This window comes from Bradyrhizobium sp. WYCCWR15520 (genome assembly GCF_056174665.1).
The window spans coordinates 38,367-58,906 of the sequence record NZ_JBWBWM010000011.1; the positions used below are offsets into that span (position 1 = coordinate 38,367).

18 protein-coding genes and 2 tRNA genes are annotated in these 20,540 nt (G+C 62.5%); 15 read left to right on the forward strand and 5 right to left on the reverse strand.

Annotated features, from left to right (window positions below; translation table 11 throughout):
- Positions 1-12 precede the first annotated feature (12 nt).
- From AC0QUY_RS14115 to AC0QUY_RS14140, 6 genes are all read left to right on the forward strand, one after another.
- On the forward strand, positions 13-3,162 hold the full coding sequence (locus AC0QUY_RS14115; RefSeq protein ID WP_475387280.1) for an efflux RND transporter permease subunit: 3,150 nt from the start codon (positions 13-15) through the stop codon (positions 3,160-3,162).
- Positions 3,163-6,267 carry an efflux RND transporter permease subunit gene (locus AC0QUY_RS14120; protein ID WP_475387281.1) on the forward strand — a complete coding sequence of 1,035 codons (3,105 nt, stop codon included), beginning with the start codon at positions 3,163-3,165 and terminating at the stop codon, positions 6,265-6,267. It abuts the gene before it with no gap.
- A 36-nt stretch (positions 6,268-6,303) separates the two neighbouring features.
- Entirely contained in the window at positions 6,304-7,035 is a 732-nt protein-coding gene (locus AC0QUY_RS14125; RefSeq protein ID WP_475387282.1) for a tRNA-uridine aminocarboxypropyltransferase, read from the forward strand.
- A 381-nt stretch (positions 7,036-7,416) separates the two neighbouring features.
- A complete protein-coding gene (locus AC0QUY_RS14130; RefSeq protein ID WP_475387283.1) occupies positions 7,417-7,743 on the forward strand; it encodes a hypothetical protein in 327 nt (108 codons plus the stop codon).
- Between the two features lie 392 nt (positions 7,744-8,135).
- On the forward strand, positions 8,136-9,002 hold the full coding sequence (locus AC0QUY_RS14135; RefSeq protein ID WP_475387284.1) for a hypothetical protein: 867 nt from the start codon (positions 8,136-8,138) through the stop codon (positions 9,000-9,002).
- Positions 9,003-9,071: 69 nt separating this feature from the next.
- Positions 9,072-9,752: a hypothetical protein gene (locus tag AC0QUY_RS14140; RefSeq protein ID WP_475387285.1), complete on the forward strand. Its 681-nt coding sequence runs from the start codon at positions 9,072-9,074 to the stop codon at positions 9,750-9,752.
- Positions 9,753-9,847: 95 nt separating this feature from the next.
- Here the strand turns inward: AC0QUY_RS14140 and AC0QUY_RS14145 are convergent, their stop codons facing one another.
- Positions 9,848-10,099, reverse strand: coding sequence for a DUF6894 family protein (locus tag AC0QUY_RS14145; RefSeq protein ID WP_475387286.1), 252 nt, complete (start codon positions 10,097-10,099; stop codon positions 9,848-9,850).
- A gap of 354 nt (positions 10,100-10,453) precedes the next feature.
- Here AC0QUY_RS14145 and AC0QUY_RS14150 point away from each other — a divergent pair.
- A tRNA-Cys gene (locus AC0QUY_RS14150) sits at positions 10,454-10,527 on the forward strand.
- 59 nt (positions 10,528-10,586) lie between these two features.
- Here the strand turns inward: AC0QUY_RS14150 and AC0QUY_RS14155 are convergent.
- Positions 10,587-10,766, reverse strand: coding sequence for a hypothetical protein (locus tag AC0QUY_RS14155; protein WP_475387287.1), 180 nt, complete (start codon positions 10,764-10,766; stop codon positions 10,587-10,589).
- 253 nt (positions 10,767-11,019) lie between these two features.
- Between AC0QUY_RS14155 and AC0QUY_RS14160 the strand changes: the two genes are divergently transcribed.
- On the forward strand, positions 11,020-11,277 hold the full coding sequence (locus AC0QUY_RS14160) for a hypothetical protein (RefSeq protein ID WP_475387288.1): 258 nt from the start codon (positions 11,020-11,022) through the stop codon (positions 11,275-11,277).
- Positions 11,278-11,286: 9 nt separating this feature from the next.
- Here AC0QUY_RS14160 and AC0QUY_RS14165 read toward each other — a convergent pair whose 3' ends face one another.
- Positions 11,287-11,940 carry a TetR/AcrR family transcriptional regulator gene (locus AC0QUY_RS14165; protein WP_475387289.1) on the reverse strand — a complete coding sequence of 218 codons (654 nt, stop codon included), beginning with the start codon at positions 11,938-11,940 and terminating at the stop codon, positions 11,287-11,289.
- Positions 11,941-12,041: 101 nt separating this feature from the next.
- On the opposite strand from AC0QUY_RS14165, the gene AC0QUY_RS14170 reads away from it, so the two are divergent.
- Both AC0QUY_RS14170 and AC0QUY_RS14175 read left to right on the forward strand, forming a co-directional pair.
- Positions 12,042-12,863 (forward strand): NmrA family NAD(P)-binding protein, encoded by an 822-nt coding sequence (locus tag AC0QUY_RS14170; protein WP_475387290.1) that lies wholly within the window; start codon positions 12,042-12,044, stop codon positions 12,861-12,863.
- A gap of 2 nt (positions 12,864-12,865) precedes the next feature.
- A complete protein-coding gene (locus AC0QUY_RS14175) occupies positions 12,866-13,351 on the forward strand; it encodes an anthrone oxygenase family protein (protein ID WP_475387291.1) in 486 nt (161 codons plus the stop codon).
- A gap of 64 nt (positions 13,352-13,415) precedes the next feature.
- Here AC0QUY_RS14175 and AC0QUY_RS14180 read toward each other — a convergent pair whose 3' ends face one another.
- The gene (locus tag AC0QUY_RS14180; protein WP_475387292.1) at positions 13,416-14,141 is read right to left on the reverse strand and encodes a choice-of-anchor K domain-containing protein; all 726 of its coding nucleotides are present in this window, start codon (positions 14,139-14,141) and stop codon (positions 13,416-13,418) included.
- Between the two features lie 1,136 nt (positions 14,142-15,277).
- Between AC0QUY_RS14180 and AC0QUY_RS14185 the strand changes: the two genes are divergently transcribed.
- Positions 15,278-15,715, forward strand: coding sequence for a hypothetical protein (locus tag AC0QUY_RS14185; RefSeq protein WP_475387293.1), 438 nt, complete (start codon positions 15,278-15,280; stop codon positions 15,713-15,715).
- Positions 15,716-16,431: 716 nt separating this feature from the next.
- On the opposite strand, the gene AC0QUY_RS14190 is transcribed toward AC0QUY_RS14185, so the two are convergent.
- Positions 16,432-16,506 (reverse strand) — tRNA-Asn (locus AC0QUY_RS14190).
- A 267-nt stretch (positions 16,507-16,773) separates the two neighbouring features.
- Between AC0QUY_RS14190 and AC0QUY_RS14195 the strand changes: the two genes are divergently transcribed.
- From AC0QUY_RS14195 to AC0QUY_RS14210, 4 genes are all read left to right on the forward strand, one after another.
- Positions 16,774-16,965, forward strand: a complete 192-nt coding sequence (locus AC0QUY_RS14195) for a hypothetical protein (protein ID WP_161854563.1) — start codon at positions 16,774-16,776, stop codon at positions 16,963-16,965.
- Between the two features lie 147 nt (positions 16,966-17,112).
- Entirely contained in the window at positions 17,113-17,778 is a 666-nt protein-coding gene (locus tag AC0QUY_RS14200) for a protein-L-isoaspartate O-methyltransferase family protein (RefSeq protein ID WP_475387294.1), read from the forward strand.
- A gap of 249 nt (positions 17,779-18,027) precedes the next feature.
- Positions 18,028-19,431, forward strand: coding sequence for a TolC family outer membrane protein (locus AC0QUY_RS14205; protein WP_161854565.1), 1,404 nt, complete (start codon positions 18,028-18,030; stop codon positions 19,429-19,431).
- Between the two features lie 315 nt (positions 19,432-19,746).
- Entirely contained in the window at positions 19,747-20,445 is a 699-nt protein-coding gene (locus AC0QUY_RS14210) for a PopZ family protein (RefSeq protein WP_475387295.1), read from the forward strand.
- The last annotated feature ends 95 nt before the right edge of the window (positions 20,446-20,540 follow it).

Consider the following 20,540-nt stretch of genomic DNA (forward strand, 5'->3'; position numbering starts at 1 on the left):
GAGTACGCAACCATGAGCGTCTCCGAACCGTTCATCCGCCGGCCGATCGCAACCTCGCTGTTGGGGATTGCGCTGATGATCGGCGGCGCGCTCGGCTATTGGGCGCTGCCGGTATCGGCGCTGCCGCAGGTCGATTTCCCGACCGTGCAGGTGACGACGCAACTGCCGGGCGCGAGTCCCGATGTGGTCGCGTCCCTGATCACGGCGCCGCTGGAGCGCCAGCTCGGGCAGATCCCGTCGTTGTCGTCGATGCAGTCGACCTCTTCGTACGGCGTCAGCCAGATCTCGCTGCAATTCGACCTCAACCGCGACATCGACGGCGCCACCCAGGACGTGCAGGCGGCGATCAACGCCGCCGCTGGAATCCTGCCGAAAAACCTGCCGTATCCGCCGACCTACGCCAAGGTGAACCCGGCCGACGCGCCGGTCCTGACGCTCGCGCTGACGTCGGAGACGATTTCGCTGCGTGCGATGAGCGATATCGCCGACACCATTCTCGGCCAGCGGCTCAGCCAGATTTCCGGTGTCGGGCGCGTCGCCATCCTCGGCGGACTGAAGCCTGCGGTGCGGGTGCAGGCCGATCTGGCGCGGCTCGCCGCCTACGGCATCTCGATGGAGGATCTGCGCAACGCCATCGCGGGCGCCAACGTGTCGGGGCCGAAGGGATCGCTCGACGGCGCGCAGCAGGCCTACACCATCGCTGCCAACGACCAGATCGCGGCGGCCGAAGCCTACAAGCCGATCATCATTGCCTATCGCAACGGCTCTCCGGTCACCATCGGCGACGTCGCCATCATCATCGACGGGCTGGAAAACGACCGGACCGGCGGCTGGTATCAGGGCACGCCGGCCGTGATCATCGACATCCAGCGGCAGCCCGGCGCCAACGTGATCGAGGTGGTCCGGCAGATCCGCGAGGAAATCCCCAAGGTACAGCGCGCGATCCCGGCCGGCGTCAATCTGAACATCGTCTCCGACCGGACCGTCACCATTCGCGCGTCCGTCCGCGACGTGCAGTTCACGCTGATCCTGAGCGTGGTGCTGGTGACTTTGGTGGTGCTGTTGTTCCTGCGGTCGCTGCGCGCCACCCTGATCGCGGGCGTGGCGCTGCCGCTGTCGCTGATCACGAGCTTCGGCATCATGTATTTCTGCGGTTTCAGCCTCGACAATCTGTCGCTGATGGCGCTGACGATCGGCACCGGCTTCGTGGTCGACGATGCCATCGTGATGATCGAGAACATCGTCCGCCACATGGAAAACGGCGAGTCCGTGATGGAGGCGTCGCTGAAGGGCGCCAGCGAAATCGGCTTCACCGTGATCTCGCTGACGGTGTCGCTGATCGCGGTCTTCATCCCGCTTCTGTTCATGTCCGGGCTGGTCGGGCGCATGTTCCGCGAGTTTGCGCTGACGCTGACGATCGCGGTCGTGACCTCGGCGATCGTGTCGCTGACGCTGACGCCGATGATGTGTTCGCGGCTCCTGAAGCATGTCGGGGAGGAGATGACGGTGCCAGGCCTTGCCGCCGTCAGCCGCTTCATCGACCGCATGGTCGCCTTCTACCATCGCACGCTGCTGTGGGTGCTGCAGCGCCAGCGCGCGACGCTGATGGTGACCTTTGCCACCATTATCGCGACGCTTCTGATGTATGTGGTCGCGCCGAAGGGCTTCCTGCCGCTGCAGGACACCGCGTCGATTACCGCGGTGACCGAGGCCGGCCCCGATGTTTCCTTTGCCGAGATGCAGAGCCGTCAGGCGGCGGCTGCCGCCGCGATCCAGGCAGATCCGGAGGTGGTCGGCGTGGTTTCCGTCATCGGCGCAGGGTCCGTCAACCCGACCACCAATGTCGGGCGGCTGGTGATGACGCTGAGGCCGCGCGGCGAGCGGGAGGATGACATTTCGGCCGTGGTCGACCGGCTGAAGCAGCGAACCGCCTCGATCCCCGGCATGACGATCTACTTCCAGCCGGTGCAGGACGTGCAGATCTCGACCCAGTCGAGCCGCTCGCAGTACCAGTACACGCTGACCGGCACCGATGCGGCGGAAGTGTCGCTGTGGTCGCAGAAGCTCATTGCCGAAATGCGCAGGGACCCTCTGTTCCGCGACGTCTCCTCGGAAGCGCAGGAAGGCGGCCTGCGCGCCGCGCTCAACATCGATCGTCAACGCGCCGGCCAGCTCGGCGTCAGCATCCAGGCGGTCAACGACACCCTCAACGACGCCTTCGCGCAGCGGCAGATTTCGACGATTTACGGCCAGGCCAACCAGTACCGCGTAGTGCTGGAGGCGATGCCGATGTACCAGCGCGATCCCTCGATCCTCTCAAAACTCTATCTGCCGGGGGCCGCGAGTGCCACCGTCGGCGCGCCCAACGCCCAGGTGCCGCTGTCGGCGGTAGCGACGCTGACTCGCACCACGGCGCCGCTGGCGATTTCGCATCTGGCGCAGTTTCCGGCCGTCTCGCTCAGCTTCAACCTTGCACCCGGCGAGGCGCTTGGCGATGCCGTCGAGGCGGTCAAGAAGATCGAGACCAGGATCGGCATGCCCGGCAGCATCGTCGGCGTCTATGCAGGCGATGCGGCCGAATTCTCCAAGTCGCTGGCCGGCCAGCCCTGGCTCATCCTGGCGGCGATCGTCACCATCTACATCGTGCTGGGCGTGCTCTACGAGAGCTACATCCACCCGATCACCATTCTCTCGACGCTGCCCTCCGCGGGCGTCGGCGCCATTCTGGCGCTGATGCTGTTCGGACAGGACCTGTCGGTGATCGGCCTGATCGGCATCATTCTGTTGATGGGCATCGTCAAGAAGAACGCGATCATGATGATCGACTTCGCGCTGGAGGCGGAGCGGCATCAGGGCATGTCGCCTTCCGAGGCGATCGTGCAGGCCTGCCTGTTGCGCTTCCGCCCGATCATGATGACGACGCTGGCCGCGTTGTTCGGCGCGTTGCCGCTGGCCATCGAAAGCGGCACCGGCGCCGAATTGCGCTTTCCGCTCGGCATCTCCATCATCGGCGGTCTGCTGCTGAGCCAGTTGCTGACGCTCTATACGACGCCGGTGATCTATCTGGCGCTCGACCGGATCAATCGCAAAATCGAGAAGGCAGTGCCGGACCCAGGGCCGCCCGGACCCACGGTCGCCGGCGCCACCGAGGGGATGCAATAGATGGCATCGATCTCGGAGCCCTTCATCCGGCGGCCGGTGGGCACCACGCTGCTGGCGATTGGGCTCTTCCTGGTCGGCATCGTCGCCTACGTCTTCCTGCCGGTGTCATCAGTTCCGAACGTCGATTTCCCGATGATCCGGGTGTCCGCCACGCGTCCCGGGGCCGATCCTTCCGTCATGGCCTCGACCGTTGCAGCGCCGCTGGAACGTCGGCTCGGCCAGATCGCGGGCCTCGACCAGATCACGTCGACCAGTTCGCTCGGCACCACCAGCATCCAGCTGCAATTCTCGATCGGCCGCGACATCGACCGCGCCGCGCGTGATGTGCAGGCCGCGATCAATGCCTCGCTGGCGGATCTGCCGAGCGACCTGCCGTCGCTGCCGCGATTCCGCAAATCCAATCCCGCAGCCGCCCCGGTGTTCGTGCTGGCGCTGACCTCGAAGACGCTGACGACGAGCGCGATGTATGACGTCGCCGACACCGTGATCGCGCAACGCATCTCGCAGGTGCCGGGTGTCGGCGAGGTCACGGTCTCTGGCGCCGATCAGCCGGCGGTGCGGATCGCGCTAAATCCTGTGGCGCTGTCGAATGCTGATATCGCCACCGACGACGTTCGTCAGGCGATCATCAACGCCAATCCGCTCGGACCGGTCGGGATCTTCAACGGCGGCCGCCAGAGTGAGACGATCTCGACCAACCGGCAGATGCGCACCGCGATCGAATTCCGCGACATCATCATCAAGAGCGCGGGCGGCAATTTCGTTCGCCTTGCCGACGTCGCTGACGTCGAGGATTCCGTCCGCAACAGCCGCTCGATCGCCTGGTTCAACAAGCAGCCGGCCGTGTTGATCCAGATCACCAAGCAGGGCGATGCCAATGTGATCGACACCGTCGATCGGGTGAGGGCGCTCATTCCCGAACTGAAGCAGTGGCTGCCTGGCGGGGTGGAGATTTCCACGCTGGTCGACCGCACCGGCACCATCCGCGCCAGCGTACTCGACATGCAGTTCACGCTGCTGGCGACGGCTTTTCTGGTGATGGTGGTCGTATTCGCCTTCCTGCGTCGACTGACGCCGACCATCGCAGCCGGCGTCTCGGTGCCCTTGGCGCTGGCCGGCACCTGCGCCGGGATGTGGCTCGCCGGCTTCTCGATCGACAATCTGTCGCTGATGGCGCTGGCAATCTCCGTCGGCTTCGTGGTCGACGATGCCATCGTCATGATCGAGAACATGTACCGCAACCTCGAACAGGGCATGGCGCCGTATCCGGCAGCGCTGGAAGGCGCGAAACAGATCGGCTTTACCGTGCTGTCGATCAGCCTGTCCCTGATTGCGGCGTTTACGCCGCTGATCTTCATGGACGGCATCGTCGGCCGGCTGCTGCGTGAGTTCTCGCTGACGCTAACCTTTGCCATCGTGGTCTCGACCGTGGTCTCGCTCACGGTCACGCCGATGATCTGCGCGCATTACATCAAGGAAGCGACTTCCGACCGCGCGACCTGGTTCGACCGCCTGGTCGAGGGCACGCTGTCGCGCATCGTCGCCTTCTATGCCCGGACCCTGCGCGCGGTATTGAACTTCCCGTTTCTGACCTTGCTCGTGTTCTTTGCCACTATCGCGCTGACGGTGGTGCTCTACATCAAGACCCCGAAGGGCTATTTTCCGACCGACGACAGCGGGCTCGTCATCGGCTCCACGCGCGCTTCTGCGGATACCTCGTTCCAGGCGATGCTGGGCCTGCAGCAGCAACTGGCTGACATCGTGATGGCCGATCCGGCGGTCGCTGGCGTCGGCTCCTCGCTTGGCGGCAGCGCCGGGCCGGGCGGCGGCGGCTCCAACCGAGGCACCATGTTCATCAGCCTGAAGCCGCCGGAGGAGCGGGAAGGCGTGTCGACGGCGCAGGTGATCGATCGCCTGCGACGCAATCTTTACCGGGTGGCCGGCATCCGCTTGTTCATGTTCGCGGCGCAGGACATCCGCACCGGCGGCCGGCAGAGCGATTCCGACTATCAATATACGCTGTCGAGCACCAACCTCGACCTCTTGCAGAAATGGGCTCCCATCGTCGCCAAGCGCATGGAAACGGTGGAGGGCATCACCGACATTTCCAGTGACCGCGATCCCGGCGGATTGCAATTGTCGCTGGTGATCGACCGCAAGGCCGCCTCGAGCCTGGGCGTTCGCGTCCAGGACATCGACAATGCCCTCAACAATGCATTCGCGCAGCGGCAGATTTCGATCATCTATACCCAGCGCAACCAGTACATGGTGGTGTTGGAGATCGATCCGAAATTCCAGGCGGATCCGTCAAATCTGGAGCGCATTTTCGTGGCCGGCGCCAACGACGCCCAGGTGCCGCTATCGGCCGTGGTGCGCTACCAGCGCGGCCTGTCGGCGCTCGCTGTGTATCACTCGCAATCGTTCCCCTCGACCACGGTCTCGTTCAATCTGCTGCCTGGCGTGCCGCTGGAGGTCGCGACCACAAACATCCAGCGTGCGGTCGATGAACTGCATATGCCGGAAGGCATTCGCGGCAGTTTTGACGGCAACGCCGGCGACTTCAACAAGACCAGCGGACGCCAGCCGCTATTGATCCTCGGCGCGCTGGTGGCGATGTATATCGTGCTCGGCGTGCTCTATGAGAGCCTGGCCCATCCGATCACGATCATCTCGACCTTGCCGTCTGCCGGTTTAGGGGCGCTGCTGGCACTGCAGGTGACCAACACGCCGCTCACCGTGATCGCCTTCGTCGGCATCATCCTCCTGATCGGCATCGTCAAGAAGAACGGGATCATGATGGTCGATTTCGCGCTCGATGCCGAGCGCAACCGCGGCCTGTCCTCGGCGGACGCGATCTTCGAGGCCTGCCGCGCCCGCTTCCGCCCGATTTTGATGACGACGATGGCGGCGCTGTTTGCCGGCATTCCGCTGGTCATCGCCACCGGCCCCGGCACCGAGCTGCGCCGGCCGCTCGGCATCACCATCATCGGCGGCTTGTTCGTCTCCCAGATACTGACGCTGTATACGACGCCGGTGATCTACCTGCTGATCGACCGGCTGCGGCAGCGATCCCGGCCGGCCGCGGTGGCAGCCCCCGCCGAATAGTTGAACACCCGGCCACGGACGGCGTATAGCGGGCGGATGTCAGACCCATCCAATTCCCAGACCGCCGCCGCCGTGGAGGCCGTTCCGGACTGTTCGCGTTGCGGCAAGCCGCTGCCGCTCTGCATCTGCGACAGCGTGACCCCGATTCAAAGCAGGATCTCGCTGCTGATCCTGCAACATCCGCAGGAGCAGGACAGGACGCTCGGCACTGCGCGACTGACGGCGCAGCATTTCGAGGATGCGGTGGTCAAAATCGGCCTGTCCTGGCCGAGCCTATCCAAGGCGTTGGGACGGACGGTTCACGATCCTTCGCGCTGGGCCGTGCTTTATCTCGGCTCGGCCAAGGTCGCTGACCTCGATACCGATGCCGAGATCGTCGCGATCAACCGCAAGGGCGAAATCGAGCCGCACCAGCGCGCCATCCTCGGAGATATCGAGGGCGTCGTGCTGCTAGACGGAACCTGGAGCCAGGCCAAGGCGCTGTGGTGGCGCAATGCGTGGATGCTGAAGTGCCAGCGCGTCATTCTTGGGCCGAAGCGCCCGTCGCGTTACGGCAAGCTGCGCAAGGAGCCGCGCCGCGACGGTCTTTCCACCATCGAAGCCGCAGGTCTGCTGCTGGCCAAGCTCGAGAAGCGGCCCGAGATCGCCGAGGCGCTCAACGCCAGCTTCGATCGGATGCTTGCGCGGTATCGCGAGGTGCAGGCGGAGATGCCGGAGGTCGCGCCGAAGCCGAAGAAGCGGGATTGGCGACGGCGGAAACGGGGCTAACGACGGCGTTCGAAGGGATTGTTGGCGCAGGCTCGTGTCTCTTCGCGCATCGCGCGCTATGGCGTCGTGATACTCGCAGTGCTGGGTCTACGATGAGCCTGGTTCCAATGTCGGATTTAAGACATAGCTACCCCTTGTTTGCCCAGAAACGGCTGTGGACAATGGTGACACCGCTCTTGACGATGCTAAGTTCGTCACCCTCCGCGTAACAATTTGGAGCGATAGTCGATGACTTTAAGCACAGAAATTCTCACGCGTTCTCCATTACTCGACGCTGATGAACTTGAAGGGGAAATCGGCAACATCATCCATAGAACCCGCCGAGGCCCGGTGAACGGGGGAGCGTCTGAGGGCTACGATCATCCGTTGCCGAAGGGCCCGATGCCCGACTACGTCGAGCACAGGGAAGGGGTTAATCAGGTCGGCAAACTATCGGCCGAAGCCGTGGTCCGCGAATACGACGCGGCAGTGAAAGAGATCGAAGCGCTCGGCGCTGAACTGTCCGAGGCCGCCAAGAAATGCGAGGCGATGGTGGCGGGCGTTCACGCCATGGTGACCGAGATCAGGGAGTTGGCGGCGAACTATCGCGAGGAAGGCAAGCGCTACTTCCTGCAGATCGAGGATTGCTCCTTGATGACGTCCGAAGTCCGTACCGTCTGTGAAGCGCTCAAAAAGAAAATCGCGGCGGGCAGTAGTCTCGCGGCCTGATGTTCCGGCTTTGGCCGGTCCTGCTGGTGGCCGCGCCATTCGTCGTCGCGGCCATTAGCTGGATATTCTAACGGCGTACCGGCTGCCCCCGCCGATCAAAACAAGCCGCCCACGGCGGCCTGAGGCTGCGCCCAACGCGCCATTGTGGCGATATGTCGCCAAACGCCGCGACCGGAAACCGGGAGCCATTTGCGGGCTTAATGATTATCTGGGGCCATATGCATCTGTAATCCAGCGGCTGGGCACGGCCGTTTTCAGCACCGACCTGCAGAGCTTGAGATGACGAAGCGGTGGAAAACCGCCTTCGAAGTCGATGGATTCGCCTCGCAAATGCTGGATTGGCACGAACGGAACCGTCCGCTTTCGTTCTCCAGGGAAAGGATATTCACGCTTTGCCATCTACGATCTCTTCGCATCTTCCTTTCGGTGGCAGCGAACTCAGCCTCCGGAAGAAATTTCGCCTGTTCTTCACGGTCGGTGCCGTCGTGCTGGTGCTGGGTAGCGTCAAGGCGATGGTTCACTATTTCGAGTTCGAGTTCCTCGATCTCAACGGCCTGGTGACGAGCGGCATCGGCGGCGCCATCTTCATCATCGGCTTCCTGCTGTCGAGCATTCTCAAGGACTACAAGGAAGCCGAGCAAATTCCGACGGTGCTGCGCACCGCGATCGAAGCAATCGACGGCGATCTGGAATGCTTCGCGCCGACCAACGAGCGCTTCAATCTCAGGGAAGCGCGGCTGGTCCTCCTCGGAGTGATCGGAAAGCTGCGTGACGGCCTTGGCCACGCCTACGACCACAAGAACATTTCCCCCGTGCTCGCCGAGCTTGGCAGGCTGACGCCTATCCTCGGAAGGCTGGAGGGCATGGGCATGGCCGCGAATTTCGTCGTTCGCCTCCGCGCCAACCAGGATGCGATCCGCCGCGCGCTGCTACGGATCTACACCATACAGCGCGTCGAGTTCGTGCCGTCGGTGCACGTGCTAGTGCAGACGCTGGTGTTGTCCATCATCATCCTGCTGCTTCTCCTGAAGACGGAAGGCGATCCGGCGGCCGCCCTGTTGTTTGGGTTCATCACCTATATGTTCGTCTACGTGCTGTACCTGATCCGGCTGCTCGAACAGCCCTTCGCCAAGGGGCGCGGCTCCGTCGACGACGTCAGCTTCTTCCTGCTGGACGAACTGGAGGAGCAATTGCGCCGCTCGCTGGATCACGACAGCGGACGGCGGCGGCTCCAGGCAATAGAGCGGGTCGGCAATTGAAGGGTCTGAGAGTTGCTCCCTTCTTTCGCTCCCACTATGACTAACGTTGATGCAAGCGGGAGCACCGGGATGGAATTGGCTGCGCAGTTGCGCCTGTCGAAGCGGGCCTGGATCGATCTCGTCTTCTTCTGCGTCGTTCCGTCCGTGCTGGCGATGTTGTCGGCCGTGCTTGGGCGGTATGCGGCCATCATGGGAGGTGCCGGCGCGACCGCCTATGTTCTCTCGCTCGCCCTTGTTCCCTGGTGGCTGGCCGGCCTCGCCACCCAATTGGTGAGCAAGCGCGTTCAGGGAAGACTGCCGGTTTGGCTGGTCGCGGCCATCGGCGCCATTATCTCCGGCCCGTTCGTGTCGCTGTATGTCTATTTCATCAATTTGATCGCCGGCGACATCTGGCCCGCTCTGGACACCTTGCGGCCGGCGACCTTCGGCGCAGAACATCTCAAAGCGGCCGCCCTGTCGGAGGGACGCGCCATCGTTCTCTGGATTGCTTTCGTCGTCATTTTCCGGGAGACGCTGGGTTGGCAGCGGTTTGCTGCGCCAACCAGGGAAGCGAGCCGCGAGGAGCGCTTCCAACTGAGCGGCGCTGAATGGACCGCGGAAGACGATGCGCTGCTGCGATTGTTGATCGGCAGCGGCAAGCCGCCGAGGGCCATTGCGCTGGAAATGAAGCGCACCGTCGGAGGCATCCGCGCAAGGACTGCCAAGCTTGGGCTTAGGAACAATCGCCTCGGCGATACCTCCGCCGACTGAGGTGCGTTGCGCTGCGCAAGCGAGGGCGGGCGGTTTACCTCAGCCCAAGGAGGGGCTCGGCGGCGCCGCTTGAGGCCCTTCTCTCGTTCAGGCAATCAGCTCAGGTACCTGGCGACCTCGAATGTGAATGTCACTTGCAGGACAGGGCCACCCTCGTTTCTGACCTCGACCGCCATTCGACGGTTTTTGCTGCCATCGTATTTTGGGGAGCGCACTGAATCCCGGGCCATTTCTGCCAAGGTTTTCGCGGCCTCTTCCTGGACAGACGCGATGCTCGATAGCTCCATTCCTTCTTCATCAAATGATAGATCGTCTCCGTCTCGAAAGTCGAAGTAGTAGCGTGGCATTGGCCCTCATCCAGCTAAGTCAGCGTGAGAGCTACAGAAACCAGACTTCGTCTGTTCTCAATCAGACATTGGTTTATTCGGCTGACTAGATTGGGAACGCTGAGGCCTAACCGGCCGCTCGCCTTCAAGTGCGCAGGTGCCGATTAATTAGCCCACTCGCGCTCCTTCGCGAGCAGCCGGTAGCAGGCCACAGGTTTAGTTTAGGATGCCACTGAACCTGATCTTGTGGACGGTGCCACGCCAGACCGCCCGCGAGTTTTAAAAATGCGACGGATCAGAGTTTCAGAACTTTGGGAGAGGCGTAGAGGCAGGTTGCCTAAGTGATTGATCGCCTGTATTGATCCGCCCCGATGGGGCCACGTGGCGGAGTGGTTACGCAACGGTCTGCAAAACCGTGTACACCAGTTCAATTCTGGTCGTGGCCTCCATCCATATAATCAATGACTTAGACCGATTATACGAGAGGCCGCCGCAAGGCAGCGGGCGGTCAGTAGGCGGCCTGCCAGCCCTCGGGGAACGGAACCAGCGGCCAGAGGGTCCGGTTGTCGTTGGCGGCGCGCGGCGCCGGATAAGAGGGCTGAGTCTGGACCACGAAATCATCCTCCGGTGCTGGCGCGATGGCCGTCTGAACGGCTTCCAGCAGCAAATCGTATTCAACTTCGCTCATCGCGCGCTCCGGGGTTCCAGAGGGCGACGGTCGCAAAACAAGTTTGTTTCCAGATTGAGCAGATCGCTCGAATTTTAACGATTCGGCGGCCGCGGCAAGGCTGGTTAATGAAATGTTGAGTTCCCCGCGCGAACCCTAGGCTGTTCGCACGTGAGGCGCGTGTGAGAAGAATCACATTTTGCAAAATTTAGGTCGCGTATCCGGCTGGATGACGCCTGCCTTATCAGGGCGGTGCAATCCAGGAGGCGCGGTCATGAAGGCAAGGTTTGCGCGAGGTGCAGCACTCTTCCGTCGTTCCCGCCGGGCTTCGACGCTCGGTTTCCTGCTGGTGTTGATGGCGAGCGGCTCGGTCCATGCCCAGCAGGGCACGCCGGAACAGCGCAGGGCCTGTACGCCGGACGTCTATCGGCTTTGCGCCGGCGAAATTCCCAATGCGCGGGCGATCACCGCCTGCCTGCGCCGGCAAAAGGCGAGCTTGAGTTCGGCCTGCGCGGCGGTGTTCGAGCGGTGAGGGTGCGCCTCACGCCTCCAGCGCGACGAGACTCTTCGGCAGCATTCGCTTGAACAGAGCGAGGATGCGGGCGGCTTCCTTCGCGTCCTGCGTGATGGCGTGGCGGACGGTCGCAGCGATCAGCGTCATCATCAGTTGGGAAAACGAGGCCAGCGCGGATGCGGGCGCGTCGGGCGCGATCCGCCGCAGCGCCTCGCCGAGCAGCCCGGCGAGATAGGCGCCGTCTTCCTCGTCAAGTTTCTGCAGGGCGCGGTCGGCCTGCGTCGCCTGCCAGATGTCGCGCATGACAGGCACGTCCATGAACATCCGGTAGTAGCTGTCGGTAATGCGGCATAAGGCCGGATGCAGATCGCGGGCAGCCCTGACCACGGCGAGGTCGCGCCGGACGCAGTCGCGGCCGACCGCGTTGTAGCGCTCCGCCAGCGTGCCGATGATCGCCGTCTTGTCCGGAAAGTACTGATAGAGCGAGCCGAACGGCACACCGCTGCGTTCGACGACGTCGCTCATGCGGAAGGCTTCGCTGCCTTTCTCCGCCATCAGCTCCGCAGCACATGCGAGGATTTTTTCGAACCGCTCGCGGCTGCGCTGCTGGGTCGGGATCAGGCGTGCCAACGCAGGCGCAGCCTCAGCTGTTGTTTTCTGTCCAGCTTTCGCCCGCGGCATCGGCCCTCTCACATAAAAGCGACTTGACGTTAATAATACGAGAGTTTATCGGGTTTGGCAAATACGAGATATTCTCGTGTTGTCTCCTGAAAGGATTTCTCATGTCGGAACTCCCGATTCTGATCATCGGCGGCGCGGGCAAGACCGGTGCGCGCGTCAATGCGCTGCTGCAGGCGCGCGGCATCCCGACCCGGGCGGTGTCGCGCTCGACGCCTGTGCCGTTCGACTGGACCCGGCCCGAGACATGGCCGGCCGCGCTTTCTGGCGCCGCGATGGCCTATGTCACCTATCAGCCGGATCTTTCGGTCGAAGGCGCCGGCGAGGCGATCGCGGAGGTCGGCCGGCTGGCGCGCGAGAACGGTCTCGAGCGCGTCGTCCTATTGTCGGGTCGCGGCGAGCCTGGCGCGCAGCGGGCGGAGGCGGCGCTGCAGCAGTCCGGCGTGCCCTGGACCATCGTGCGCGCAAGCTGGTTCAACCAGAACTTTTCCGAAGGCTATCTGCTCGACGGGGTGCTGGCCGGCGAGATCGCACTGCCGGCGGGCGCCGTGCCCGAACCGTTCATCGACGCCGACGACATCGCCGAGGTCGTGGTCGCGGCGCTGACTGACCCGCGCCATGCCGGCAAGCTCTATGAGGTGACGGGACCGCGCGCGCTGACGTTTGCACAAGCGGTTGCCGAGATCGCCCAGGCCGCGGGGCGGCCGGTGCAGTACCGGCAGGTCGCACCGCAGGAGTTTGCCGCCGCCATGCGGCCCCATGTGCCTGACGACGTCATCGAGCTGATGCTGGAACTATTTACCGTCGTGCTCGACGGCCGCAATTCTGATGTCGCGCATGGCGTCGAGCAGGCGCTCGGCCGTCCGGCGCGGGACTTTTCCGACTATGCAAGCCGGACCGCCGCGACCGGTGTGTGGAGGACTTGATCATGCTGCAGATGTTGATCACCGGCTTGCTGTGGTTCTCTGCCATCGGCTGCGGCATGCTCGCCGGGCTCTATTTCGCGTTCTCGACCTTCATCATGACGGCGTTCGGCCGCATCGGACAGGCCGCCGGCGTCGCCGCGATGAATGCGATTAATGTCGTCATCGTGCAGTCGCTGTTCCTGCCGGTGTTTCTGGCAACGACGGCAACGAGCGCCGCGCTGGCGGTGATGGCGCTGTTGCGCTGGGGTGAGCCGGGCGCAATAGCGATGCTGGCCGGCGGCGTGCTCTACGTGCTCGGCATGTTCGTCGTCACGATGACCTTCAACGTGCCGCTGAACAACGCGCTTGCCGCGGCCGATCCCGCAAGCCGGGAGGCCGCTTCGCTGTGGGCGCGCTATCTGACGGACTGGACGTTTTGGAACCACGTCCGGACTGTCGCGTCCACGCTGGCCTGCGCGCTGTTTATTGCTGCCATTGCGGCGCAATAGGAAGAGCCGACAAAGAAAAAGCCGCCCGGAGCAGGGCGGCTTTCCAATTGCCTTCCGCGAGCGATCAGGCTGCGGTGAGCGCGCTGCCGCTGCGCTTGCGGCGATAGGCCATGAAGCCGACGCCCGCAAAACCGAGGATCATCATCGCCCAGGTCGAGGGTTCCGGGACCGGAGGCGCGGCTGTTTCGAAGGTGAAGTCCGCCAGGATTTTGAGCGTCGACGTCTTGCCCTCGGGGTTCGTCCATTTGCCGGTGTATTTGTCGTACCATCCATCACCATATTCAGCGAAGTGGATGTCGGACACCGTAACGCCATTGAGGGTGAACGGACCAAGGTTGTTGAGCAGCGTCTGGCTGATGTTGAACACGTTGTCAGGCGACGGGTTGGTCGTCTGCTGGATGTTCAGGTTGAACTCCTGAAAATCAGATGAGCTGCCCGGCGAGGTGAAGTTCAGGGTGAAAGTGTATTTGACGTTGAAGTTCTGGTCGGTGTTGTAGGTCGCAAGATTCACCCAGGTGATCTTGCCGATGACGTAATCGTCCTTGTTTGTCGTGATGTTGCCGGTGATATCGGTGATGGTCAGCGTGCTCGGCTTGTTGTTATTCGCCGCGCCAGACATTTTGAGCACGTTGTTGTTATTGGTGATGGAGCAGCCGGGGCTGCCGCCGTTGCAATTCGAGATGCTGGAAAAATTGCCGTCACCGGTGAAGCTCACGAGCGCTGCATTTGCCGGTGAATGCACGAGACCGGCGAGCAAACCTGCGGCCAATAATTTAAATGTCCTGCTCATAGTAAGACGCCTCGTTTTTAATATCAATTTTATTTAATAGAACCTTTTCAGATATTATATAGGTAGTCAAGTGTGGAGCTTTTAATTTCCCAAATTAAATGTCGTGAGGTTGCATGGCAACTTGTGTTCGCTTAGCCCGGTAGCCAGTGACGCGGCTGGGCTGGCAAGGGCTACACCAGATCCGAAGTTATTGGGTCAGGTGCGCGAGCATGGCCTCACAGGCATTCTGGGCTTCGGCGAACGTCTTAAAGGGTGATCCGCCCAACCTGATGGCCGTCCTGTTGAAATTGATGGGGCGCCAAGAAGCTACAAAGCCGGGCTGCCCATGGAGCCCAGGGCCATTCCTACTCTCATTGCTGATTACAAATGAGTAGCCGAGTTCACTCGCGCTCCAAATCTCTAGCTCCACTGTCGCGGGAGCAACGCGGCTGAAGTGCAGGGCCATTCCACCATCCAGCGAACTCTAAACGGCCCCAGGAATTCGACCTGGTGCCGCCACCTTTGGCAGGTCTTCTTCCGGCCTGGGGACATCGGCCGGAAGTGAGGATTCGACGCCTCGCCGTGCCGGGAGTTCCAGCGATTGTAACTTTTTCCGGACGGTAGCGACGGTTGGCTTGACCAAGAAGAAGCGGTCCGGCGTGATTACCCCTAGCTCTCGTGGATTGCGAGGCCGAGCCGGTGGCGCTTTAATGATCGGCCATGGGCACCAAATCGCGAGAGTTAATCTGCGGCGGTCAGATCGTGGGAGCCGAGATCCGCGCGCAGAGCGTCCGGCAGGCCGTCAGCGAGGCCGTAAGTGAATGTCACAACGAGACTTGAACATTGCGGCCATCGCCGCCGTTATCGGGTGGGTTGGATTCTGCCTGTATATGAGCTGGTTCTAACTACGTTTTTGGCGGTCAGCCCAGCGCGCGGTTGAGCTGGGGGGCTCCGCGAGATCGGCGGACTCTAATTTCGCGGCCGGGATAGCCGGGATAGAAGACAGGCGAAGCGCGGACCTCTTTCGTATCCCGCTAAGGGACGACCTGTCAGGCTACGTTCCGAAGGGTGCGCACCCATCTGACGCAGGGCAGGCCGCGCCAATTACCGGCTCGTAGTGAGGGGAACGAATCGATCGCTGTCGGTTTACTAACTAGATGAGCGACTTCACCCCAAGTAATCGTGTTAGCAGTGAGCCAAGACGACCACGCCGAATATTGCCGTGGATTCTTCTTCTCGCGGTTGCCATCGGTGCAGTGCTTTGGGCCAGCAATCGTATTGGATACGACAACTCGCAAGAAGCTGTTGTTCGGCCCAAGGCTGAACTGTCTGCGGCTGCAGAGATTGCCGACAAGACGGCTAGAGAAGCTGTGGCCAATCTCCAGCAAATGATCCAAGAGCTGCGGGCAGAACAGCAACGGGTCGCGGAACAGATCAGCGGTCTCCAGCGGCAGCTATCAGCGGAGCAGGGCGGGCGGAAGTTGCTGTCGGAACAGGTGGGTGGGCTTTCCGCTCGCGTGGATAGCCTCCGAGGATCGAATGCGGCAGCGCCGCCCAATCCGCCACAACCTGCCAAGAAAGGACGCGAACAATGATTGTCGCTAAGCGTCATTTCGCTCTTTCTTGACCGACAGGTGGTGGGCTGCTCCGGCATCATATTGCATCGCTGAGAGCGATTTCTTCGCCTTCGGCCCCAGATCGACAAGTCTACGGAATCCCCGCAATGAGCTTCACTGCGGCGGATCGCGCCTGACATCTCGAAACTCCGAGGGACCTTTGATGAGCGGCGCACACGAGTGACAGTCTAGCGCTTATTTTTTAGAGAAGCCGACTGAGTCTGCGGCGATCTGCGGCGCGGATCGAGCCTAATGGTGGGGAAGGTCTACCGGCTCACGTTTCAGGGATCGCCGCTCGTGTGATCGAGCCGCCTGCTAATGTGCAAACAAGGAACTACCCCTACCTCGTTGAGAGCCTCATCCTGAGAAGTCGTTGGTGGGTCAACGAACGTGGCGAGCCGGACAATATCTACTCGCCACACTTGATAGTTGCCACTTCCGGTGAAGGTGAGATCGAAAGCGAGGTTGGCGCCTCTGTTCAAGGTCAAGTATCCGGCGGGAAGTACTTTCGCAGCGTCAGTCGGATTGCGAAGGAGAGCGCGACGCAAACCGCGATCGCGATGCCGGCAAATTCAGGCATGGAAAAATGCTTGGCGTTGAAATGTGCCGGATGTTGCCCGCAGTGTTGCCCCGAGACGGCCGGCTGAAGCTGCTGGCGGATCTAACTTAATAAATTGCTGTAAAATATAGCCTTTTGGCTCCCCGGGCTGGATTCGAACCAGCGACCATTCGATTAACAGTCGAATGCTCTACCGCTGAGCTACCGAGGAATAGGCGAACCAAAGGTTCGCGAGCGGGGAGCGTATAACAAAGCCTTCCGGGCTTGCAAAGGACCAAATCGCGGCCAGCGCATTTGCTTGAAGCGGGCCGGAAGTTGCTGCGCGACAATGATTTGTCGGCATTTTAGGCATCCGGGGGCGGGCAGCGGAACCAATCTCGTGCAATTCCGTCATCCCCAGGCGTCATGGATTGGGCCGCCAATTCGACTCAATCGGGCCGGAGCCTCCGAAGTGCCGGGTTTCAAGGGAGCTGATTCGATGCCAGCCATTGCAACCGACCTGATGCGAGCGGGGCCTTCGATCGTTCCGAGCGACATTCCCGCCATGAGCGACGACGAATGCCTGCTTCGGCTCGCCCAGGCCATTGAAGCGCACGACGAAGCGCACGATACGGACCATTTGGACGAAGTCGCGCGGCTGATCGCGCGGCTCGCGGTCACGGTCGAATAGGCGGCTTTCCGCTTCGCCCGCGGATAACCCGGCCGCAGCCGGGCGCATGTTGCGTTTTGCCGGAGCTTGTACCAAAGATGGCCGGGCTTTCAGCTCTCGGTTCCAGTTCTCTTGCGGTAACGCCGCATGCTTTCAGGGTCTTAGCCTATGTCCGGTTTTGCGGCCGCGCGCCAGAATATGGTCGATGGTCAGGTGCGTCCGAGCGACGTGACCGATATCCGAATCATCGATGCCATGCTGGCTGTGCCGCGTGAGGCCTTCGTTCCCGAGAACAAGCGGGCGCTGGCCTATCTGGACCTCGATCTCGACGTCAGCGAAGGCGGCTCAGCCAAGCGCTACCTGATCAAGCCCGCCGTGCTGGCGAAGATGCTGCAGGCGGCCGAGATCAAGGAGAGCGACCGCGTCCTGGTGGTCGGCTGCGCCACCGGATATGCCGCCGCCGTGATCGCCCGATTCGCTCCCCAGGTGAGCGCGACGGAGAGCGATTCGGCGCTGGCGGCAAAGGCGCAGACGATTCTGGCCGGCAATGGCTGTGGACACGTCGCGGTCCGGGCCGCGGCGACGGCGGATGGAGATCCCGCGAGCGCGCCTTATGATGTGATCGTGCTGAACGGCGCAACCGAGGTCGTGCCGGAGCTGCTCTACGGGCAATTGCGCAGCGGCGGCCGATTGGTCGGCGTTTTCGCGACGTCGCGGCCTGCACGGGCTACCATCGTGACCTGTTCGCACGGCGATTTCGGTCACCGGACGCTGTTCGATGCCGCTGCCCCGGTGCTGCCCGGCATGGAACTCGTTCCAGCCTTCGTTTTCTAGCCTTTCAGCCCCTTCCACGCCCAATATTCGCCCTTGGCGGCCGGCTAAATCCTCTTCGAAATCAGAAGTGTGGCCGGATTGCCCCACGTGAAGAGTTTCGACGGTCTATACTTCCTGAGTAGTTCCGTCGGGCTTACGTGCGGACTAAGGTGAGCTGGGACTCACTTCGAATGAAGCGACGTTCGGTTAAGGATCATGTGGGACCATGCTCACTGGCCGGGCGACCAAAAATAGATCGGATTGCTTGGGATGCGTGGGGTGAAGGAATTTGCCGGAGCTGCAGCTTCGGCCCTTCTATTAGTGTGCATGGGCTCGACGCCCGTATTGGCCGACACGATTGAGGCAGCGCTCGTGCGCGCCTATCAAAACAATCCGCAGCTCAACGCGCAGCGCGCGCAGGTGCGCATCACCGACGAGAACGTGCCGCAGGCGCTGTCGGGCTACCGCCCGAGAGTCGCGGTCACGGCGAGCGCGGGCGTCCAATACACTGACAGCCTTACCCAGACCGGCGATCTCAATGTCGGGAGGCCTCCCCCAATTAACGGCACCAATCCGCCGCGCAGCGTCGGCGCCACGATCACGCAGACCCTCTTCAACGGCCAGCAGACCGCGAACCGGACGAGGGCGGCGGAGAGCCAGGTTTCCGGCGCGCGCGAAGGCTTGAGGGTGCTCGAACAGACCGTGCTGCTTCAGGCGGCCACCATTTACATGGACTATTTGCGCGACTCCGCGATCGTCGAGGTGCAGAAGAGCAACGTTCGCGTGCTCGAGCAGACGCTGAAACAGACGCGCGACCGCTTCAATGTCGGCGAAGTGACGCGCACCGACGTTGCGCAATCGGAAGCCCAGCTCGCCGCCGGCAAAACGCAGCTCCTCACCGCAGAAGCCAACCTCAACACGACGCGCTCGAATTTCCGTCGCATCATCGGCAACGAGCCGCAAAACCTGGCGCCGGGCTCACCGGTCGACCGCTTCCTGCCGGCGACACTGCCGGCCGCCGTCGAGCTCGGCCTGCTGCAAAACCCGAACGTCACCGCCGCGATGTTCGGCATCGACGTCAGCTACCTCCAGGTCAAGGTGGCGGAAGGCGCGCTCTTGCCGACCGTCACGCTTCAGGCAGCGGTTCAGCAGTCTTATGAGCAGAGCCTGATCCAGTACCGTTCGTTCGGTGCATCCGTGACTACGCAGCTCAACGTTCCGATCTATCAGGGCGGCGCCGAATATTCGCTGATCCGTCAGTCCAAGGAAACGGTGGCACAGCAGCGCCTCGTTCTCGACCAGACCCGGGATCAGACCCGCGCCAACGTGGTCACGGCATGGGGGCAGCTCGTTGCCGGCAAGGCGCAGGTCGCCTCCGCCCAATCGCAGGTACAGGCGTCGGAAATTGCGCTCAACGGCGTGCGCGAGGAAGCCAAGGCCGGACAGCGCACCACGCTCGACGTGCTGAATGCCCAGCAGGCGCTGGTGAATGCGCGCGTCGCGCTCGTCACCGCGCAGCATGACCGCGTGGTGGCGTCATACTCCGTGCTGAGCCAGATCGGACGGCTGTCGCCGCAGGTGCTCAACCTGCCGACCACGGTCTACGATCCGAGCGTGCACTATCATCAGGTGCGCGATAGCTGGGCAGGCGTGCGCACGCCCGACGGCCGCTGATCTCCGAGTCAATTTCCGCACAGGCGGGATGAAATCGTCGCCCGGCGCCTGAAGCGCCGGGCGCTTTGCTTGCAATCATTTGTGGCCATGACGTACCGTTTCCGGGGCGAGCTGAGCGATTCGCGGCTCGCGTCCTTGCATCGCACGGACGCGCGTCGGGTTGCATTTTGAGGGGAGCAGTCCCCCGCGCGGTGCAGCGGGTGGGCTTGATCTGGGGACAAGTCAGGCTTCTGCGATGAAAATCCCGGCCTGCATTCCGGAACCGGCAATTCCTCCGTGGCTTTGGTATAAAATGGTTTCGATGTGGAGTCGGAAATGACGCAACCTGCAAAGGTCCAAGAGCCCTCGATGGAGGAGATTCTGGCGTCGATCCGTCGCATCATTGCCGACGACGAGGCGAAGCCTGCGGCCGCCAAGCCGGAGGCCGCAGCCGCGCCGGCACCGAAGCCGGTGATGAAGGACATTCCGCCCTCGGCGATTGCTCCCAAGCCGGCGGCGCCCAAGCCCGCGCCAGCCCCGCCACCGCCACCGCCCGAACCGGCCGCCAGCAACAACCAGGATGACATTGACGCGATGCTGGCGAGCCTCGATGCGGCGACGCCCGAGGCCGATATCAGGCCGGCGCCGCAGCCCGAGGCCGACGTGTTCGAGCTCACCGACGAGATGGCGTTGCCTGATCCGACGCCGCCGCCAGCGTCGTCGTTCAACAAGATCGAGCCGGCGGACGACATCGAATTCAGCGAGGCCCGCAGGGCCAGGCAGCCGGTCCACGAGCCGCCGTTCGACAACTCACCACCTGGGCCGGCGATCTTGTCGCGTTCAACCGTTTCCGCCGTCGAGTCCGCCTTCAATTCCCTGGCCAATACCGTGCTGAGCAACAACGCGCGAACACTGGAAGATCTGGTCAAGGAAATGCTGCGGCCGATGCTGAAGTCCTGGCTGGATGACAATCTGCCGGGCCTGGTGGAGCGAATCGTCAAGGCCGAGATCGAGCGGGTTTCGCGCGGGCGCTAGTTCCAAGTCCTAGAACCAGGGCTAGTTTGACCCAAGACTTGTTGCACACAAGACTTGGGACTCCCAAGGGCGCCCCGGCGGAGCGGCGCCAACGT